We start from the raw sequence: 17,927 nt of genomic DNA on the forward strand, positions 1-17,927 counted from the left end.
TATCGCAGGCAAACTCGCTGCTAGGTTGCGAGTTCGGTGAGCTCGAACCAGCGCTCCTCGAGAGACGCAGTCTCTGTCTCCACGTCGCGGAGCTCATCACCCAGTCGCGTCAGACCCGCGAAGTCGCTCTGGTCGTGCGCTGCCATCCGCTCGTGGATGTCGGCGGTGCGCTGCGTCAGCCGCTCCAACTTGCGTTCGATCGCGCTCAGTTCCTTCTGCGCGGCGCGCAGGTCGGCGCCTGACAGTCCGGGTTCCGCCGGGGCCAATGCTCCCGCCGCGCTGCCCGATCGCTCCGTTCCGGCATCCGCGGTCTGCTCGCGCAGTCGCAGGTACTCGTCCACCCCACCGGGGAGGTGACGCAACCGGCCGGCGCCGCCGGGGCCGGGCAGGATCGCGTACTGCTGATCGGTGACGCGCTCCAGGAAGTACCGGTCGTGCGAGACGACCAGCAGTGTGCCGGGCCACGAGTCGAGCAGGTCTTCCATCGCGGCGAGCATGTCGGTGTCGAGGTCGTTTGTCGGCTCATCGAGGATGAGCACGTTCGGCTGGTCCAGGAGGATCAAAAGCAACTGCAGTCGGCGCTTCTGGCCGCCCGAGAGATCGCGGACCGGCGTCGACAGCTGCGCGGAGGAGAATCCGAGGCGCTCGAGCAACTGGCCCGGCGTGAGCTCTTGCGCCTTCGAACCGGAACCGATCGTGTAGCTCGTGCGCAGCCCGCCGATCACGACCCTCACCGGATCGGTCAGGTGTTCTTCGAGTTCATCGAGGCGCTGCGTGAGGGTCGCCACGCGCACCGTTTTTCCTCGCTTCACCCGCCCGCCCGTGGGAGAGACGCTGCCGTCGACGAGCCCGAGCAGCGTGGACTTTCCGGCACCGTTGACGCCGAGGATGCCGGTCCGCTCGCCCGGCGCGATGCGCCACTCGATGTCGTGAAGGATCTCGCGGCCATCGAAGCTCACCGAGGCATCCAGCAGATCGACGACGTCTTTGCCAAGGCGCGTGACCGCCAGGGACTGCAGTTCGGTGGCGTTGCGGATCTCGGGTACGTCCGCGATCAGCGCATTGGCCGCGTCGATGCGGAACTTCGGCTTCGAGGTCCGTGCCGGGGCTCCGCGACGGAGCCACGCGAGCTCCTTGCGCGCGAGGTTCTGTCTGCGCGCCTCGATCGCGGCGGCCTGGCGGTCGCGTTCGACGCGCTGCAGGATGTAGGCGGCGTAGCCACCCTCGAACGGTTCGACGATCCGGTCGTGCACCTCCCACGTGAGGGTGCATACCTCGTCGAGGAACCACCGGTCGTGTGTCACGACCAGCAGTGCCCCGGCGTTCGCTGCCCACCGCTTCTTGAGATGTGCGGCGAGCCAGGCGATCCCCTCGACGTCGAGGTGGTTGGTCGGTTCGTCCAGGATCAGGATGTCCCAGTCGCCGATGAGCACGGCGGCCAGGGCAACGCGACGGCGCTGACCACCCGACAGCGTCGAGAGGGGAGCATCCCAGTCCAGATCCGTGACCAGCCCGGCAAGGACGTCACGGATGCGGGCGTCGCCTGCCCACTCGTGCTCGTCGAGGTCGCCGACGATCGCTCGTCCCACCGTCTGGTCGTCGTCGAGGGTGTCCTGTTGGTCGACGACACCGATGCGGGTCCCGCCGCGGACGGTGACCTTGCCGGCATCCGGTTGCAGGCGGCCTGCGATCATGGCGAGCAGGCTCGACTTGCCGTCGCCGTTGCGGCCGACGATCCCGATCCGGTCGCCCTCCGCGATGCCGAGCGTGACGGAGTCGAAGACCACTTTCGTGGGGAACTCGAGGTGCAGCGCCTCAGCGCCGAGAAGATGTGCCATCCCCTCCAGGCTAGGCGCCGAGTGAGCTTTGGCTGTGCGTCAGTACCAGAAGCTCAGGCGCGGAGCCTCGATGGTCTGGAAGACGCGGGCGATCCGGGTCGGATCGTCGGTCACGATGCGACCGGCTCTCGCCAGCGTCACGGCTGACACGCCACCGAGGAACAGCGACGACAGCTCACGCACGCCGAGCCGTACCGACGGAAGCTCGGCCGGAGAAGCATCGACAGCCTCAACTGACGCGCGACCCTCGGCATCCGTCGTCAGCACGAACGTGCCCCCGGCGATCCCCAGTGGATCGTCCACCTCGAGAGCGATCGTGTCGGCGGCGCCGAAGCGGCGACTCGCGAGCGCCGCCGGCACGTCGAGGATGCGCACGTATTGGTGGTCGGTGACGGTAATCTTCGCTGCCCGCTGGTCTGCGATCATCCACCACAGCGGCTCGTCGAGGCCAAGTTCTGACGCACGCAGAAGCGCGATGAGATCCATCTCGAGCAGGAAGCGCCAGAGGCCCGCGTAGGCCTCGTCGGTCGCGGCGAGCAGCCACGACAGCTCGAGCGTGGATTCGCTGAAGTCATCGTGATTCTCGACCACCCGGTAGACCGCCAGGCCGTCGACCTCACCCGCAGGCGAGCGGTACTGGATAGCGCGCAGGCGCTCCGCCTTCTCGGCATCGGGGCTCGTGCCGAAGAACCGATTGAGGTGTCCGCCCGGCAGCGAGATCTCACCGGGCGATAAGACGCGCACCCGCTCGTGGAGGGCTTCCGCTACCTCCCGCGCCTGTTCGCGAGAGACGAAGTCCACGCGCCCCGGCTCCTCGGGCCCGATCCACCCGGCCCGGCGCACTCGGATCTCCCAGTTCGCCACCGCGGCTGCCGCACCGAACCCGAACCTGCCGTAGATCGTCGACTCGCTGACGGTTAGCACGGCCACAGGAAGATCGAGCGAGGCCGCGGTGCGCAGCTCTCCAGCCATGAGCGAACGAAGGATGCCACGCCGCCGGTGCGTCGGAGCGACGGTCACGGAGCTGATGGCGGTGGCGGCGACGGTGCCGCCGGGGACGGTGAGTTCGGTCGGCCACGATGCGAATGTCGCGACGGGAATCTCGGGTTGCGGGGAGCTGGCGTCGTAGACACCAAGCTTGCGGCGGTGAGCCGTGTGTTCGACGAAGGCCTCGCGGCGCACCTCGCCCGGCTCCTCCTCGAGGAATCCGCGCGCAACCGCAGACAACCACGGATCGTTCTGCACTCGGGAGGCGCTGTCGACAACGGCCACCGTCAGGCCGTACTGCGCGAGAGACTCCGATAGTGCCTTATCGAGGGGCGCGTTGTGGAAGGACTGCACATGCTCACTCGTCATACCTCCACGCTACGCGGAGCGGAGGACACCGCTCGGCGCTGAAGCGCGGGGGAATCAGTGGAAGGCGTACTCGAGGATCGCGACGAAGACACCGAGGAACGCAGTGCCGATCGCGCCGAGGATCCGGATGCTCCAGTGGGCGCCGGTGCGCGAGAAGGCGATGTAACCCAGAAACGCCAGCACCGCCATGGTGGCCCACACGGCGTAGTCGGCAGCGTCGACGGCGGGCTGGCCCTGCGCGCCGGCAATGAGCATGGCGATCGCCGGCAGGACAGCCGCCCAGAGCATGCCAGCCGAGTGCGAGAGCGCGTACCGGATCGCTACGCGCAGGCGGTGCTTGCCGTGGTCGGCGAGAGTGTGGGCGAACACGTGCGCAATGAAGAAGATGACGAGCGTGCTCGAGGCCGTAAGGACCACGGTCGGTACGTCATCCTCGTGGTCTGCGCTGATCATCAGCAGCGCTGAGAACACGATCAGGCCGTAGATCGCTGCGGGGGAGCGGAACCGCGCGTCGAACCACGCGTGCCACCGGGGGTGTTCGTCGATCGGCTCAGGTGCTCGTTCGGTGTCTGTCATGTGTCGAATCCCAGGGAGAGTTTGCGCAGCAGGGCTGCGAGGCGGTCGCGGTCGGCGCGGGAGAGGCTGTCGAGGAGCACTGCTTCGGCATCCACGAGGCGCGTGATCGCGGCATCCACCCGTGTCCGTCCCTCCTCGGTGAGTGTCACCAGGATGCCGCGCCCGTCGCCCGGGTCGGACTCGCGGCGCACGAGCCGCCGGCCCACGAGCCTGTCGATGCGGTTGGTCATCGTGCCCGAGGACACGAGTGTCTGCTGCAGCAACTGCTTCGGGCTCAGCTGGAACGGCTCGCCCGCCCGTCGCAGTGCCGACAAGACATCCCACTCCCAGGGCTCGAGCTCCGAGCGGCGGAAGGCTTCGCGCCGAGCCCGGTCCAGGTGGCGCGAAAGGCGGTCGACTCGCGAGAGCACTTCGAGGGGCGAGAAGTCCAAGTCGGGTCGTTGGGCGCTCCAGGCACCGACGATACGGTCGACTTCGTCGGATTCAGCGGGCACTGAGCCATTATCTCGACTGCCGCGGCCATTCTCCCGGGCGACGCGTCCTCTGGCAGACTGGAACGCGGCCGCGTTACGCGCCGGTCCGCCGTGGTGTAATGGCAGCACGACAGCCTTTGGAGCTGTGAAGTCTAGGTTCGAGTCCTGGCGGCGGAGCATGGCTGAGAACCCAACCCCCGTCGCCGTCATCATTCTGGCGGCAGGCCAGGGGACCCGGATGAAGTCCGCCACGCCTAAGGTCCTGCACCAGATCGGTGGTCTTCCGCTGATCGGCCATGTGCTGCGTACTGCCTCGGCACTGGCCCCGACGCGCGCTGTCGTCGTGGTCCGTCACGAGCGGGATCTTGTCGCGGATGCCGTCACTGGCCTGCTCCCGGGAGTCGACGTGGTCGACCAGGACGAGATTCCCGGCACCGGCCGTGCCGTGGAGCTGGCCCTCGCGGCACTCGACGGCTTCGACGGGGACGTGCTGGTGCTCAGCGGCGACGTGCCCCTCGTTGAGGTCAGCGTCGTCGAGGGGTTGCTCGCCCGCCATCGTGCCGCGGCGGCATGTGCAACGCTCCTGTGCGCGACGCTCGATGACGCCACGGGCTACGGTCGCGTCATCCGCGGCGCCGACGGTGCTGTCGAACGCATCGTCGAGCAGAAGGATGCGTCACCCGACGAACTCTCGGTGCGCGAGATCAACACCGGCATTTATGTGTTCCGCGCCGCGCAGTTGCGGGCGAGCCTTGCCTCGGTCGGTACGGCCAACGCCCAGGGCGAGAAGTACCTCACTGATGTCATCGGGATCCTCCGCGGAGCCGGTGAGATCGTTGCGGCATCCGAGGCCCCTGCGGCACAGGATGCGCTCGGCGTGAACGACCGAGTACAGCTGTCGGAGGCTGCGCGCACACTCAACGCACGAACCGTGCGTCGCTGGCAGCTTGAAGGCGCGACGATCCTCGACCCAGCGACGACCTGGATCGATGTGACGGCCACCCTTGCCCCTGACGTCACGGTGCTGCCGAACACGTACGTCCTGCGCGCCACGACCGTCGAGCGCGGGGCGACGATCGGCCCTGACACCTCACTCGTTGACTGCGAGGTGGGAGAGAACGCGACGGTCACCCGCACCGACGCGACGCTTGCTGTTATCGGACGAGGCGCAACGGTGGGTCCGTTCGCGTATCTTCGCCCCGGCGCGACCCTGGACGCGCAGAGCAAGGTCGGCACGTTCGTCGAGATCAAGAACTCCACGATCGGTGAGCGCAGCAAGGTTCCGCACCTGTCCTACATCGGCGACACCACGATCGGGCGCGGCGTCAACCTGGGCGCCGGAGCAATCACCGCCAACTACGACGATCTCGCCAAACATCGCACCGAGATCGGCGACGAGGTCCACTCCGGGTCGCACAACGTCTTTGTCGCGCCCGTTAGGATCGGAGACGGTGCGAAGACCGGCGCCGGTGCCGTCATCCGCAAGGATGTCCCTCCCGGTGCGCTGGCTCTGAGCGTTGCCCCCCAGCGCAACATCGAGGGGTGGGTCGAGAACAACAGACCGGGAACAGCCGCCGCCGAGGTCGCCGCGCGGGCCCGGTCCGCACAGGAAGCGGACGATGGCGAGCAAGAACAAGACGGTTGATCTCGACAGGGATAGCGGTATCGCTCCCGGACTGGTCGCCAAGACCAAGAAGCGCCTGGTTGTTGCATCCGGCCGCTCGCACCCGAGCCTTGCCGATGACGTCGCTACAGCGCTCGGCACGAATCTCGTTCCGACCGAGTACCGAACGTTTGCTTCCGGCGAGATCCTGACCCGCTTCGAGGTCTCGATCCGAGGCTGCGACCTGTTCCTCATTCAGTCCTTCGGTCCGCCCGTGAACGAATGGATGATGGAGCTGCTGATCATGCTGGATGCCGCCAAGCGGGCATCCGCGAAGCGGATCACCGTTGTCGCGCCCTACTTCCCGTACTCCCGGCAGGACAAGAAAGGGCGCGGGCGTGAGCCGATCAGTGCTCGCCTCGTTGCCGACCTGGTCAAGACAGCGGGCGCCGACCGCGTCATGAGCGTCGATCTGCACGCCGCGCAGATCCAGGGATTCTTCGACGGTCCTGTTGACCACCTCTTCGCCAAGCCGGTGCTCTTGGAGTACTTCGAAGAGAACCTCTCGCCCGAGGACCGCGCCAAGCTGACGGTGGTCTCGCCGGATACCGGCCGCGTCCGCGTCGCCGACACGTGGTCGGACAGCCTCGGTGCGCCGCTCGCGATCATCCACAAGCGGCGCGACCCGAATGTGGCGAACCAGGTCACGGTCAGCGAGATCGTCGGTCAGGTCGACGGCCGCGTCTGCCTCCTCGTCGACGACATGATCGACACCGGCGGCACGATCGTCAAGGCGGCGCAGGCTCTGAAGAAGAACGGCGCCGAGCGCGTCATCGTCGCGGCCACCCACGCCGTGTTCAGTGATCCGGCCAGCGAGCGGCTTCAGGATGCGTCGATCGACGAGGTCGTCGTGACCGATACGATTCCGATTCCCGACCGCAAGCGCTGGGACTCCCTCACCGTGCTTCCGATCGCACCGCTGCTGGCGCGCGCGATCCGCGAAGTGTTCGAGGATGGCTCGGTCACCAGCATGTTCGACGGCGCGGCCTGAGCAGACATCCTTACGCTTTCGTCGCCGCCTCAAAGCCTATGCATAGGCATGAAAGCGAACATGGCAGAGACGATCCCCAGGAAGGACTGCTCATGATTCGCACCCCCTCCCGCCCCGTTCGCGTGGGCGTCGCCCTCGTCGGTGTCGCAGGCGCCCTGAGTCTTGCGGGGTGTTCGGCTGCAGACGCCGTCGCTGAGTCCGACACTGCGCAGACGGAAGCTGCAACGAGCGACACGAGCTCCGGCTCCGGCGTGGCGTCCGACTCAACAGGCACGTATGCGGATGGCACCTACACGGCCGAGGGGTCCTATGCGACGCCTGAGTCGGTGGAGACGGTCACGGTGACCCTGACGATCGCCGATGACATCGTGACGGACGTCGAGGTCACGGGTAACCCGCAGGCGCGCGAGTCCGAGCAATACCAGTCACAGTTCATCGGCGGCATCAGCGATGAGGTCGTCGGTAAGAGCCTCGACGATGTCTCGGTCAGCCGCGTGTCGGGATCCTCGTTGACCAGCGGTGGCTTCATGCAGGCCGTTGAACTCATCAAGGCCGAGGCTGCTGCCTGATCTTGTCGACCCGATGAGCGACGAAGCCCGCGTCACGGGAGAGTCAGCACGGGGTTGGCGGCTCGAGGCGATCGGCACGCAGTGGACGATTGACACCGGCAAGCCCCTCACCGAGGCAGAACGCGCCGCCGTGCTCAGACTGATCGGCGATTTCGATCGGGAGTGGTCTCGGTTCCGCGGGGACTCAACCGTCAGGGCTCTGGCTTCGGGCGGCTCCCGCCCGCTTCCCACTGACGCGGAAGCGATGTTCGCGGTGTACGCGGACCTCGGCGAGGCCACGGACGGGGCGGTCAACCCTCTCGTAGGTGTCTCGCTCGAGGCGCTCGGCTACGACAGCTCCTATTCGCTCCGTCACAGCGACCCCATCAGCGCGCCGTCCGACTGGCGTCACGTTGTCTCGATCGGCGATGGCGAGATGGCGGTCTCGCAACCGGCTCTCATCGATGTCGGCGCCATCGGAAAGGGTCGCCTCGTCGATCTCGTCCTCGAGCATCTCGAGGGTGCCGGGCAGGACTCCCTCACTATCGATGCCGGCGGCGACATCCGCTGCTCGGGTGTGCGTGAGCGGATCGGACTCGAGCATCCGTACGATCCGACGCGGATCATCGGCGTGGTCGACCTTACGGATGCTGCGCTCTGCGCTTCGGCGACCAACCGGCGTGCGTGGGGCGACGGTCTGCACCACGTCCTCGACGCTCGCACCGGCATGCCTGTTCGAGCCGTCGCAGCGACCTGGGCGGTTGCCCCGATGGCAATGATGGCTGACGCAGCGGCTACCGCGCTGTTCTTCGATGGCGGCGCGCAACTCGCGCGCCGGTGGGGCGTCGAGTGGGTGCGGATGACGACGGCTGGACGTGTCGAATGGTCTCCCGGGTTCGGGACGGAGCGGTGTAGGGCAGAGTTGTTCACATGATCGGATGGTTGACCGCAGGGTGGAATCGTGTGTTCGCGGTGCTCGGCAGGGTCTCGATGTATCGCATGGTCTTCCTGGCACTCCTTGCCCTGACCGTCGTCGCGTTCGGAGTCTCGTTCTTCGGTCTGGTCGCTCCCAGCCCGCTGGAGTTGCTCGCCACCCTTGCGGTGCTAGCCGTCGCGTGCGGTGTCGTTGATATCGTCGCGCACCGGATCATCGGGCAATCGCTCCGGCTCGAGTCCTCGGTGATCACGGCCTTCATCTTGCTGTTCGTCCTGCGACCCACACTGGATCCGGTCGCGTTGGCGGGCGTCGCGCTGGCAGGTGCCGTGGCAGGCGCATCCAAGTACCTGTTGGCCTGGCGCGGCCGCCACATCTTCAACCCGGCAGCGGTCGGCGCTGCGGTCCTCACGATCGTGAGCATCTGGATTCCGGCGCTCGGTGCGTCGGCGTGGTGGGTAGGAACGCCGGTGCTTGCGGCCCCCGTCGTCGTTCTTGGTCTGGCGGTGCTGTGGCGCACCGAGAAGATCCGCGTGGTCCTCGTGTTCCTGCTGATCGCCGTCGCAGTCGGCTTCGTGCGCACGACGATCCAGTACCAGACGGCGGGTCTCGCGGTCGATCCGCTGACGATCTTCTGGTCGCTGTTGTGGTCCTCGCCGTTCCTGTTCCTCGGTGTGTTCATGCTGTCCGAGCCGCTCACCCTCCCGCCCCGGCGCTGGCAGCAGTTCCTCGTCGCGGGTGTCGTCGGCGTTCTTGCCGGTTGGCCGATCTCGCTCGGTGAGATCACCCTCGGCCAAGAGCGCGCCCTGTTGGTGGGTAACCTCGTTGCCTTCGCGTTCTCGGTGCGTGCTGCTGTCCGGCTGACTCTTGAGTCGCGCGAGATGATTACACCGACGGTGCGCATGCTGACGTTCACTGCCAAACGTCGCATCAACTTCCTTCCCGGGCAGTACCTCGAGCTCGACGTGCCGCACCGCAGGCCTGACGCGCGCGGTACGCGCCGCGAGTTCAGCATCGCCTCCGCCCCGGAGGATCTTCCCGCGATCCGTATCGCCTTCCGGGAGTACCCGGAGGGCTCCGGCGGCCCTGCGCCCAGCTCCTACAAGCGCGCGCTCGCGGAGGTCGACGCCGGCGCATCCCTGGCTGTTACCGGAATCTGGGGCGACTTCGTGATGCCGAACCGGGCTGAGGCCCCCCTCCTCATGGTCGCCGCGGGAATCGGCGTCACGCCGTTCGTGTCGCAGCTGCGCCATCTTCACGCGAGCGGGCAGAGCCGTGACATCGTTCTGGTATACGTCGCCTCCGAGGCTGCCGAGCTCGCCTTCCGTGACGACATCGCGGCATCCGGGGTGCCCGTGGTCATCTTCACGCGTGATGACCCGGGCCCGCTGCCCGCGAACTGGCAGTGGGCGCGCGGAGTGCGCCTGGATGCCGCGGGACTCCTGGATGTCGTGCCCGACCTGCATGCCCGGCATGCTGCGATTTCGGGTCCACCCCGACTGATTGCTGACCTCGCACCGGCTCTCGAGCGGGCGAAGTCGGTCACCACCGACGCTTTCAGCGGCTACTGAACCGCACCCGTCGCAGGGTCACTCCGGTCGGCGTGTGTCGGAAGCGGAAGTCGCACCGTGAAGGTGGTGTCTCCGGGCCTGCTCTCCACCGTGATCTCGCCGTGATGCGCATGCACGATCGCACGCGCAATCGAGAGACCGAGCCCGGTTCCACCGGTTTGCCGGGCGCGTGATCTGTCGGCGCGCGAGAACCTCTCGAACAGTTCGTCGGCGATGGCGGGCTCGATCCCCGGCCCGTTGTCGTGGACACGGATCACCGCGGCATCCGTCTTTGTGCCGCCCTCGGTGGGCGAGTTCTCGCGGCCGACTGAGAGGGTGACCTCGGTTCCCGCGGGCGTATGGGTCCGCGCGTTTGCGAGCATGTTCACGACCACCTGCTGCAGCCGGGCGGAGTCGCCGGGCACTGTCACCGGCTCCTCGTCGACCTCGAGCAGCCAGACGTGTTCGGGACCTGCGACTTGCGCATCGCCGAGCGCTTCAACGGCCAGCTGCGTGAGATCCACGACCCCGTAGACGAGCTCTTGGCCCTCGTCGAGTCGTGCGAGAAGCAGGAGGTCCTCCACGAGCCGGGTCATCCGCAGCGACTGCGCCTGAATCCTCGACAGGGCCGACTCGGTGGTCTCGCTCAGCTCGGGGTCGCGAAGCGACAGTTCCGAGTAGCCGCGGATCGAGGCGAGAGGTGTGCGCAGCTCATGGCTCGCGTCGGCGACGAACCGTCGCATCCGCTCTTCGTTGCGCTGGCGGGCTTCCAGCGATGCGTCGACGTGATCCAGGAGCGTGTTCAGCGCGTGACCGACTCGACCGATCTCGGTCCGTTCATCGGTTTCGGATGCCGGGACGCGATCAGCAATCGAGACCTCGCCCTCGGCCATGGGAACACTCGCGACGCGCTCGGCGGTGTCGGCGACCACGCGAAGTGGCCGCAGACTTCGTCGCACGATGACCGTGACAGCGAGCCCAAGAAGCACAAGACCCCCAGCTGTCAGCAGGGCGACAGTCGTCGCGATCTGCGCGAGCGTCGCCGTCACCTGACTGACCGGAAGACCTGAGGCGATCGCGAAGCTGCCGCCACCGAGCGCGACCATGCGGTAGGTGCCGACGCCGTCGATGGTGATCTCGCGGACCGGGCCACCCTCGCCCGGCTGGATCAGCTGCTGCACGATCTGGTCGACCTGAGAGTCCTCGAGCGTGGTCACGGTTCCGGCCGCATCGACATACCCTCCTGTGACGGATCCGAAGGCTGACTCGATGACGATGAGAAAGCCCGGTTCGAACGGCCCGGAGGCCAGGAGCGCGGCGGCATCCTCGGTTCCCGCGGCAACCTGGGGTGCGTCGTGGACGGTTCGCAGCGCCTTCGCGGTGGCTTCGGTGACCTCGTTATCGAGGTTCGACTGCAGAATCGACCCGAGGATCGCGCCCGTAGCGATGCTGACTGTCGCGAAAATCAGCGCCACGACGGCGACGATCGTGACGACCAGGCGCCCCTCGAGGCCCCACGGTCGCCATCCGCGCCGCGCGCCGTCACTCACTGTGCCCTTGCGCGACTCCGCCGCGTGCCGCGGCTCCGTCACTGTGTTGGCGCCTTGATCATGTAGCCGACGCCACGCACGGTATGGATGAGCGGCTCCTTGCCCTGATCGATCTTCTTGCGCAGGTAGGAGATGTAGAGCTCCACGACGCTGGACCTGCCGCCGAAGTCGTAGTTCCAGACGCGGTCCAGGATCTGCGCCTTCGACACGACGCGGCGCTGGTTGCGCATCAGGTAACGCAGAAGTTCGAACTCCGTTGCCGTCAGCTCGATCTCGTCGCCGCCGCGCTCGACTTCGTGGCTGTCTTCGTTCAGAGACAGATCGGCAACGCGCAGGATCGGCTCGTCCTCGCTCTGCGTCGCCGTTCCGGCGCGGCGCATGAGACCGCGAAGTCGTGCGACGACCTCCTCGAGACTGAACGGCTTCGTCACGTAGTCGTCGCCGCCTGCGGTGAGTCCCGCGACCCGGTCGGCGACGGCATCCTTCGCTGTCAGGAACAGCACCGGCACGTCGTTCCCGGACTGTCGCAGCCGATGCAGCACTGCCATTCCGTCGAGGTCAGGCATCATGATGTCGAGCACCATCGCGTCGGGTTCGAAGTCTCGGACGGCCTGCAGAGCTTCGAATCCGGATGCCGCGGTGCGAACATCCCAGCCCTCCATGCGCAGAGCCATCGAGAGCAGGTCGGTGAGCATCTGCTCGTCATCGACGACGAGGATGCGGACAGCCGCGCCGTCGGGTCGGCGCAGGGCGGGGGCCGGAGATGTCATGGACTCATTGTGATGCTCCAGCTATGGGTTTCCTATGGAGGAAGTTATGCGCCGTCTGTGAAAATCGCGCTCCCTGCTCCTTCTCGTGAGGAGCGTGATCCATAGGTTCGCCATAGCGATCCCTTTTAGGGCTCATCAGCGCCGTCCCTACCGTCGTGCCGATGGCTGCAATCAGGAGCTGAAGGAGACCCATGTATTGGACCTATTTGCGACGCGAACTCGCGGGACGCAAGAAGCAGACGATCATCGTGGCGGTGGGCCTCGCCGTCGCGATCGCTCTCGTCATCGTCGTCAACTCCCTCTCTGCGGGAGTGCGCGACGCGCAAGCGCAAGCGCTCGAGTCCGTGTACGGCGTCGGCACCGACCTGACGGTCACGGGGGCCGCCGCAGAGCCGGGCGAGGGCGGTGGCCAGCGCTTCGAGTTCGACAGCGAGGCCGGCGAAACCACCGACGGCACGACCTCGGTGTCGCAGTCGCGGCTGACCGCAGACTTCATGCGGGGCACACTGGATGCCTCGACAATCGAGAGCGTCGCATCCCTCCACGGGGTTGCTGCAGCATCTGGCGCGCTATCGCTCACGAACATCACGTTCAGCGGTGAGATGCCCGACAGGTCACAGATGCAGCAGGGGGGCCAGGGCGAAGCAGGCGGCGAGCCGCCGTCGGGCGGTCCCGACGGCGCCGGGGGCAGCGCCTTCGATCTCAACTCGTTCACCGTCCTCGGGATCGACCCCGAGGACACCGCGGTCGGACCGCTGTCGGCGGTCGAGGTATCTGAGGGTCGTGCGCTCGACGCTTCAGACGCGGGAGCCTTGGTGGCGGTCGTCGACGCGACCTACGCGACCACGAACGAGATCGCGGTTGGCGACACCATCAATGTGGGCGGCTCTGACGTCGAGGTCGTCGGGATCATCACCTCGACATCCAGCGATGCCGACACTGCGGCCAACGTGTACATCCCGCTCGACGTCGCACAGTCATTGGCTGGTCTCGAGGACGTCGTATCGACGGTCTACGTCCAGGCGACCTCGGCCGACCAGATCGAGGCGGTCCAGGCAGAAATCGAGGGCAGCGTCGCGGACGTCACCGTCAGCTCCCAGTCCGATCTAGCATCGACCGTCTCGTCGTCCCTGTCGAGCGCCTCGTCGCTGATCACCAACCTCGGAACGTGGCTGTCGATCCTCGTGCTCGCCGTTGCGCTGGCGCTGGCGGTGCTCTTCACGATCTCGGGCGTGACACGGCGCACGCGGGAGTTCGGCACTCTCAAGGCAATCGGATGGTCCAACGGCCGCGTCGTCGGCCAGGTAGCCGGTGAATCGGTGATCCAGGGCTTGATCGGTGGCGCGATCGGCTTGGCTGTCGGACTTGCGGGGATCGGGATCATCAACCTGATCTCGCCGACGATCTCCTCGACGTCCTCGACCACCGGTCAGGGCGGATCCGGCCAAGGAGGCGGTCCGATGGGCGGAGGCTTCGGAGGGATGGCGCAGCAAACGGCGACGGATGTCGTTCTTCACGCGCCCGTCACCCTCTGGGTGGTCGCTGCGGCGGTCGGCATCGCCATCGCCGGAGGCCTGATCGCCGGCGCCTTCGGTGGCTGGCGTGCAGCCCGGCTGAGTCCCGCCGAAGCGCTGCGGTCAGTGGGCTAGGCGCATGAACGCCAAGCACATGAACACCGTCACGAACGAAACCGTCACGACCGAACAGGAGAACCCCATGAGCATGGCACACCCCGCCACGGCATCAGTCGAAGGAGCCACACCCTCGCCGATCTATGCCTTGCAGGCGGTCATCCGTGAGTACCAGCAGAAGAACCGCAAGATCCGTGCCCTCGCGGGCGTCGATCTTGAGATCCGCGAGGGCGAGTTCGTCACCATCCAGGGCCCGACGGGCGGGGGAAAGTCCACCCTCCTGCAGATGCTGGGTGCACTCGACCGTCCGAGCTCGGGTGTCGTCAAGCTCGGGGATGTCGATCTGGCGAAAGCCTCGAATGCGAAGCTCGGACGAGTCCGGGCCACCGAAGTGGGCTTCGTGTTCCAGGGATTCAACCTGATCCCCACCCTCACCGCGCACGAGAACGTGGACATGGGGCTGGAGCCGCTGGGTCTGACCGGCGCCGATCGCCGCAGTCGGGTCACCGAGGCTCTTGCCCAGGTGGGTCTGGCCGAACGCGCCGACCATCTGCCGGGGGAACTCTCGGGTGGGCAGCAGCAGCGCGTCGCGATCGCCCGCGCGATCGCCAAGCGCCCGCGGGTGCTCTTGGCGGACGAGCCGACGGGAAACCTCGATGAGCACATGCGCGACGAGATCCTGGAGCTGCTCGAGGGGCTCAATCGGGACGGACTGACCCTCATCGTGGTGACCCACGACTCGGCAGTCGCCCGTCGCGCTCATCGGCGCCTGCGCCTCGAGAAGGGGAGCGTCCGCGAGATCTGACGGTTCTGCGTGAACGAAGGGCCGTGACCGAGGCTGAGCCGGTCACGGCCCTTCGGCGTCGGGTGAGGTCAGTGGGTGTCGACGGCTTCGATCTCGCTGCGGTCGCCCGACCACAGCGTGTGGAACGTGCCCGCGCGGTCGATGCGCTTGTACGTGTGCGCACCGAAGAAATCACGCTGACCCTGGATGAGGGCAGCCGGCAGTCGCCCGGCCCGCAGCCCGTCGTAATAGGCGAGCGAAGACGAGAACACCGGCGCGGGGATGCCCGCCGCTGCCGACAGTGCGACGATGTTCCGCCACGCGTTCTGAGCGCCATTGAGGGCATCCACGAAGAACGGGGCGGTCATCAAGACCGGCAGATCCGGGGCCTCGGCGTACGCCTCGGTGATGCGGTTCAGGAACCGCGCCCGGATGATGCAGCCGCCCCGCCAGATCGCAGCCACCCGGCCGAGGTCGATGTTCCAGCCGTAGTGCGCAGCGCCAGCGCGGATGATGTCGAAACCCTGCGAGTACGCCACGATCTTGGATGCGTAGAGGGCGCGACGGACCTGCTCGATGAACTCCTCGGGCTCGTCCATGAGCGCGACCCCGTCGCTTGTGTCGGGTCCGGGCAGAACGCCGGCGGTGGCCCGCTGCTCGGGGTGCGACGAGAGAGAGCGGGCGAAAACGGCCTCGGCGATGCCGGATGCCGGAACGCCGAGATCGATGGCGGTCTGGGCCGTCCACCCTCCCGTGCCCTTCGCCCCGGCCTGGTCGAGGACGATGTCGACGAGCGGCAGGTTGGTCTCGCTGTCGACCTGGCGCAGCACCTCTGCGGTGATCTCGATCAGGTACGACTCGAGTTCGCCGCGGTTCCACTCGGCGAACACGTCGGCGATCTGTGCGGGGGAGTACCCGGTCGCGTGACGGATGATGTCGTAGGCCTCGGCGATCACCTGCATGTCGGCGTACTCGATGCCGTTGTGCACCATCTTGACGAAGTGGCCGGCGCCGTCGTGGCCGATGTGGGTGACGCACGGCTCGCCCTCGGCGACCGCGGCGATGCTCTTCAGGATGGGGCCGAGTGTGATCCACGACTCATCTGATCCACCGGGCATCAGCGAGGGTCCGAGGAGGGCCCCTTCCTCGCCACCGGATACGCCCATGCCGACGAAGTTGATTCCGGTCTCACGCACAGCCTTCTCGCGACGGATGGTGTCGGTGAACAGGGCGTTCCCGCCGTCGACGATGATGTCGCCGGGCTCGAAGACGCGCAGAAGCTCGTCGATGACGGCATCCGTGCCGGCACCGGCCTTGACCATGATGATCGCGGTGCGGGGTGCGGTGAGCGAGGCAGCGAACTGCTCGTACGAGAAGGTGGCGACGAAGCCCGCTTCGGGATGCTCCGCGACGAGGTGCTCGGTCTTCTCAGCGCTGCGGTTGTAGATCGCGACGGTGTTGCCCTCGCGGCTGGCGAGGTTTCGGGCGAGGTTGGACCCCATGACCGCGAGCCCCACGACTCCGATGTTCGCTGTCGCGGTGCTCGTCGCTGCCTGATCCGTCACGTTCACTCCCTGGGCGTCTGCGGGTGGTTGCCGCAGTCAGCCTAAGGGAACGTCGCGGCTTACTCCTTGCGGTATGCCGAGCGGCCCATCGACCAGAAGGCCGCAACGACACCGACGAGGGTGCCGAGGGTGAGGATGCCGATCACGGCGACGAGAATGTTCGAGGTGACCTGGGCGTCCATCATTCGTCCTTGCTCTCGGGAAAGCGGGCCCGTCGCGGCCCGTCACCATCGTACCGGGGCCGCTGGTAGACTTGCGGACTGTACTTCGGCGAGGGATGCTCGCTGGCGCCCAGCGCGCCGCAGTAAGCATCCGTTATCGACGAGGGTGTGCGGCCTCACGGGTTCCTCACGCGCTCGCGTTCGAGTCGAGTCCCACTACGTCCGGGCTGAGAACACATCCCGGTGTCCGCCCAAGGAGAGAGCACATGTCCGAACAGACCATCGTCCACGCCGAGATTCGTGAGAACTTCGGTAAGGGTTTCGCCCGCCGCCTGCGTGCTGCAGGCAAGATTCCTGCCGTGCTGTACGGCCACGGCACTGACCCCGTCCACGTGGCGCTGCCCGGTCACCAGATGCTGCTGCTCGTGCGCCACGCAAACGCGCTGATCGAGCTCGACATCGCTGGCAAGCCGCAGCTCGCGCTGGTCAAGGACGTGCAGAGGGACCCGGTGCACCAGATCATCGAGCACATCGACCTCGTCGTCATCAACAAGGGTGAGAAGGTCCAGGTCGACGTTCCGGTCCTCGTCGTCGGCGAGTCCTTCTCGGGCACGATCGTCAACCAGGACGCCACGAGCATTTCCCTCGCCGTCGCGGCCACCGACATCCCGCAGCACGTCGAGGTCGACGTCGAGGGCCTCGAAGAGGGTGCCCGTATCACCGCTGGCGAACTGGCCCTTCCGCAGGGTGCGGTGCTGGTCACCGACCCCGAGGTGCTTGTCGTTGCCATCTCGGTTCCTGCCGCTGCAGCTGCTGATGAGTCTGCCGCGGACGGCGAGGCTGGCGCTGACGCCGGCGACGCTGCCGAGGACGCTGCGACCGACTCGGAGTAATCCGGCGGGCTGAACGAGCCGGAGGGGCGCTGCCGTGAGCGACGCATGGCTCATCGTGGGCCTGGGCAACCCCGGTCCACAGTACGAGCGCACCCGGCACAACATCGGGCAGCTCGTCGTCGATGAACTCGCTCGTCGGCGTGGACAGGGTTTTCGCTCCCACAAGGCAAACGCTCGCGTCGCCGAAGCGTGGCTGCGTCCGGGCGGACCGAAGCTCGTGCTCGCCAAACTGAACACCTTTATGAACGTCTCGGGGGGACCCGTCGCGGGACTCGTGCAGTTCTACGGGATCCCCCCCGAGCGTGTGGTCGTCGTGCACGACGAGCTCGACATCCCCTTCGACGCCGTGCGGCTCAAGATCGGCGGCGGGCACGGCGGTCACAACGGGGTGCGGGATGTCGCGAAGGCCCTGGGTACCCCGGACTTCCCGCGGGTGCGCGTGGGGATCGGTCGACCGCCCGGCCGACAGGATCCGGCGGACTGGGTGTTGCAGCAGTTCCCTGCTTCTGCCCGGGAGGAACTTGCTCTCGCTGTCTCGGATGCAGCCGATGCTGTCGAGCGACTCGTTGATGAGGGTCTGCTCGCGGCTCAACAGGTGCACCACGCGCCTCGCCCCTGATCCGGGAAGGCTGGCGGGCGGCCTA

General features: G+C 66.9%; 17 protein-coding genes and 1 tRNA gene. 10 read left to right on the top strand and 8 right to left on the bottom strand.

All coding sequences use genetic code 11. The annotated features are described in order from the left end of the window. Positions 1-20: 20 nt before the first annotated feature. The 4 genes from ACQVDU_RS00980 to ACQVDU_RS00995 are packed head-to-tail and all read right to left on the bottom strand — an operon-like array spanning position 21 to position 4,264. A complete protein-coding gene (locus ACQVDU_RS00980; protein ID WP_443476070.1) occupies positions 21-1,838 on the bottom strand; it encodes an ABC-F family ATP-binding cassette domain-containing protein in 1,818 nt (605 codons plus the stop codon). A gap of 39 nt (positions 1,839-1,877) precedes the next feature. Next, entirely contained in the window at positions 1,878-3,194 is a 1,317-nt protein-coding gene (locus ACQVDU_RS00985) for a GNAT family N-acetyltransferase (protein ID WP_443476071.1), read from the bottom strand. A gap of 54 nt (positions 3,195-3,248) precedes the next feature. Further along, positions 3,249-3,770, bottom strand: a complete 522-nt coding sequence (locus ACQVDU_RS00990; RefSeq protein ID WP_300593851.1) for a hypothetical protein — start codon at positions 3,768-3,770, stop codon at positions 3,249-3,251. Continuing rightward, a complete protein-coding gene (locus tag ACQVDU_RS00995; protein WP_300593848.1) occupies positions 3,767-4,264 on the bottom strand; it encodes a MarR family winged helix-turn-helix transcriptional regulator in 498 nt (165 codons plus the stop codon). The genes ACQVDU_RS00990 and ACQVDU_RS00995 overlap by 4 nt, the downstream gene beginning before the upstream one ends. Positions 4,265-4,348: 84 nt before the next feature. Here ACQVDU_RS00995 and ACQVDU_RS01000 point away from each other — a divergent pair. The 6 genes from ACQVDU_RS01000 to ACQVDU_RS01025 all read left to right on the top strand — a co-directional run bounded on the left by ACQVDU_RS01000 (position 4,349) and on the right by ACQVDU_RS01025 (position 9,950). Then, positions 4,349-4,420 (top strand) — tRNA-Gln (locus tag ACQVDU_RS01000). 1 nt (position 4,421) lies between these two features. Further along, the gene (gene glmU, locus ACQVDU_RS01005) at positions 4,422-5,888 is read left to right on the top strand and encodes a bifunctional UDP-N-acetylglucosamine diphosphorylase/glucosamine-1-phosphate N-acetyltransferase GlmU (protein WP_300593845.1); all 1,467 of its coding nucleotides are present in this window, start codon (positions 4,422-4,424) and stop codon (positions 5,886-5,888) included. After that, complete coding sequence (locus tag ACQVDU_RS01010) at positions 5,863-6,897, top strand: ribose-phosphate diphosphokinase (RefSeq protein WP_300593842.1); 1,035 nt, start codon at positions 5,863-5,865, stop codon at positions 6,895-6,897. The genes glmU and ACQVDU_RS01010 overlap by 26 nt, the downstream gene beginning before the upstream one ends. Before the next feature lie 92 nt (positions 6,898-6,989). Continuing rightward, positions 6,990-7,466, top strand: a complete 477-nt coding sequence (locus ACQVDU_RS01015) for a hypothetical protein (RefSeq protein WP_443476072.1) — start codon at positions 6,990-6,992, stop codon at positions 7,464-7,466. Positions 7,467-7,479: 13 nt separating this feature from the next. Beyond that, complete coding sequence (locus ACQVDU_RS01020; protein WP_443476073.1) at positions 7,480-8,379, top strand: FAD:protein FMN transferase; 900 nt, start codon at positions 7,480-7,482, stop codon at positions 8,377-8,379. After that, entirely contained in the window at positions 8,376-9,950 is a 1,575-nt protein-coding gene (locus ACQVDU_RS01025; RefSeq protein ID WP_443476074.1) for an FAD-dependent oxidoreductase, read from the top strand. Before ACQVDU_RS01020 ends, ACQVDU_RS01025 begins: the two co-directional genes overlap by 4 nt. On the opposite strand, the gene ACQVDU_RS01030 is transcribed toward ACQVDU_RS01025, so the two are convergent. Together ACQVDU_RS01030 and ACQVDU_RS01035 are read right to left on the bottom strand one after the other, a co-directional pair. Further along, complete coding sequence (locus tag ACQVDU_RS01030) at positions 9,944-11,521, bottom strand: sensor histidine kinase (protein ID WP_443476075.1); 1,578 nt, start codon at positions 11,519-11,521, stop codon at positions 9,944-9,946. The genes ACQVDU_RS01025 and ACQVDU_RS01030 overlap by 7 nt on opposite strands. Then, positions 11,518-12,249: a response regulator transcription factor gene (locus tag ACQVDU_RS01035; RefSeq protein WP_300593831.1), complete on the bottom strand. Its 732-nt coding sequence runs from the start codon at positions 12,247-12,249 to the stop codon at positions 11,518-11,520. Before ACQVDU_RS01035 ends, ACQVDU_RS01030 begins: the two co-directional genes overlap by 4 nt. Before the next feature lie 191 nt (positions 12,250-12,440). Between ACQVDU_RS01035 and ACQVDU_RS01040 the strand changes: the two genes are divergently transcribed. Next, the gene (locus tag ACQVDU_RS01040) at positions 12,441-13,898 is read left to right on the top strand and encodes an ABC transporter permease (protein ID WP_300593828.1); all 1,458 of its coding nucleotides are present in this window, start codon (positions 12,441-12,443) and stop codon (positions 13,896-13,898) included. Between the two features lie 121 nt (positions 13,899-14,019). Next, positions 14,020-14,685, top strand: a complete 666-nt coding sequence (locus ACQVDU_RS01045; protein ID WP_443476382.1) for an ABC transporter ATP-binding protein — start codon at positions 14,020-14,022, stop codon at positions 14,683-14,685. Between the two features lie 68 nt (positions 14,686-14,753). Here the strand turns inward: ACQVDU_RS01045 and gndA are convergent, their stop codons facing one another. Beyond that, the gene (gndA, locus tag ACQVDU_RS01050; RefSeq protein ID WP_443476076.1) at positions 14,754-16,229 is read right to left on the bottom strand and encodes an NADP-dependent phosphogluconate dehydrogenase; all 1,476 of its coding nucleotides are present in this window, start codon (positions 16,227-16,229) and stop codon (positions 14,754-14,756) included. A 59-nt stretch (positions 16,230-16,288) separates the two neighbouring features. Further along, on the bottom strand, positions 16,289-16,414 hold the full coding sequence (locus ACQVDU_RS01055; protein WP_292736217.1) for a hypothetical protein: 126 nt from the start codon (positions 16,412-16,414) through the stop codon (positions 16,289-16,291). Between the two features lie 242 nt (positions 16,415-16,656). Here ACQVDU_RS01055 and ACQVDU_RS01060 point away from each other — a divergent pair, with 242 nt between their 5' ends. Next, positions 16,657-17,283, top strand: a complete 627-nt coding sequence (locus ACQVDU_RS01060) for a 50S ribosomal protein L25/general stress protein Ctc (RefSeq protein WP_300593820.1) — start codon at positions 16,657-16,659, stop codon at positions 17,281-17,283. A gap of 34 nt (positions 17,284-17,317) precedes the next feature. Then, complete coding sequence (gene pth, locus ACQVDU_RS01065) at positions 17,318-17,902, top strand: aminoacyl-tRNA hydrolase (protein ID WP_300593817.1); 585 nt, start codon at positions 17,318-17,320, stop codon at positions 17,900-17,902. Positions 17,903-17,927 lie beyond the last annotated feature (25 nt).

The organism is Microbacterium sp. F2 (genome assembly GCF_052274505.1).
Lineage (GTDB): Bacteria > Actinomycetota > Actinomycetes > Actinomycetales > Microbacteriaceae > Microbacterium.

Excerpts from the sequence above, each read along its gene's own strand:
- ACQVDU_RS01010 (WP_300593842.1), top strand. The coding sequence starts at position 5,863 with ATGGCGAGCAAGAACAAGACGGTTGATCTCGACAGGGATAGCGGTATC.
- glmU (WP_300593845.1), top strand. The coding sequence starts at position 4,422 with ATGGCTGAGAACCCAACCCCCGTCGCCGTCATCATTCTGGCGGCAGGC.
- ACQVDU_RS00985 (WP_443476071.1), bottom strand. The coding sequence starts at position 3,194 with ATGACGAGTGAGCATGTGCAGTCCTTCCACAACGCGCCCCTCGATAAG.
- ACQVDU_RS01025 (WP_443476074.1), top strand. The coding sequence starts at position 8,376 with ATGATCGGATGGTTGACCGCAGGGTGGAATCGTGTGTTCGCGGTGCTC.
- ACQVDU_RS01040 (WP_300593828.1), top strand. The coding sequence starts at position 12,441 with ATGTATTGGACCTATTTGCGACGCGAACTCGCGGGACGCAAGAAGCAG.
- ACQVDU_RS01035 (WP_300593831.1), bottom strand. The coding sequence starts at position 12,249 with ATGACATCTCCGGCCCCCGCCCTGCGCCGACCCGACGGCGCGGCTGTC.
- ACQVDU_RS01060 (WP_300593820.1), top strand. The coding sequence starts at position 16,657 with ATGTCCGAACAGACCATCGTCCACGCCGAGATTCGTGAGAACTTCGGT.
- ACQVDU_RS00980 (WP_443476070.1), bottom strand. The coding sequence starts at position 1,838 with ATGGCACATCTTCTCGGCGCTGAGGCGCTGCACCTCGAGTTCCCCACG.
- ACQVDU_RS00990 (WP_300593851.1), bottom strand. The coding sequence starts at position 3,770 with ATGACAGACACCGAACGAGCACCTGAGCCGATCGACGAACACCCCCGG.
- ACQVDU_RS01015 (WP_443476072.1), top strand. The coding sequence starts at position 6,990 with ATGATTCGCACCCCCTCCCGCCCCGTTCGCGTGGGCGTCGCCCTCGTC.
- ACQVDU_RS01055 (WP_292736217.1), bottom strand. The coding sequence starts at position 16,414 with ATGATGGACGCCCAGGTCACCTCGAACATTCTCGTCGCCGTGATCGGC.
- ACQVDU_RS01020 (WP_443476073.1), top strand. The coding sequence starts at position 7,480 with ATGAGCGACGAAGCCCGCGTCACGGGAGAGTCAGCACGGGGTTGGCGG.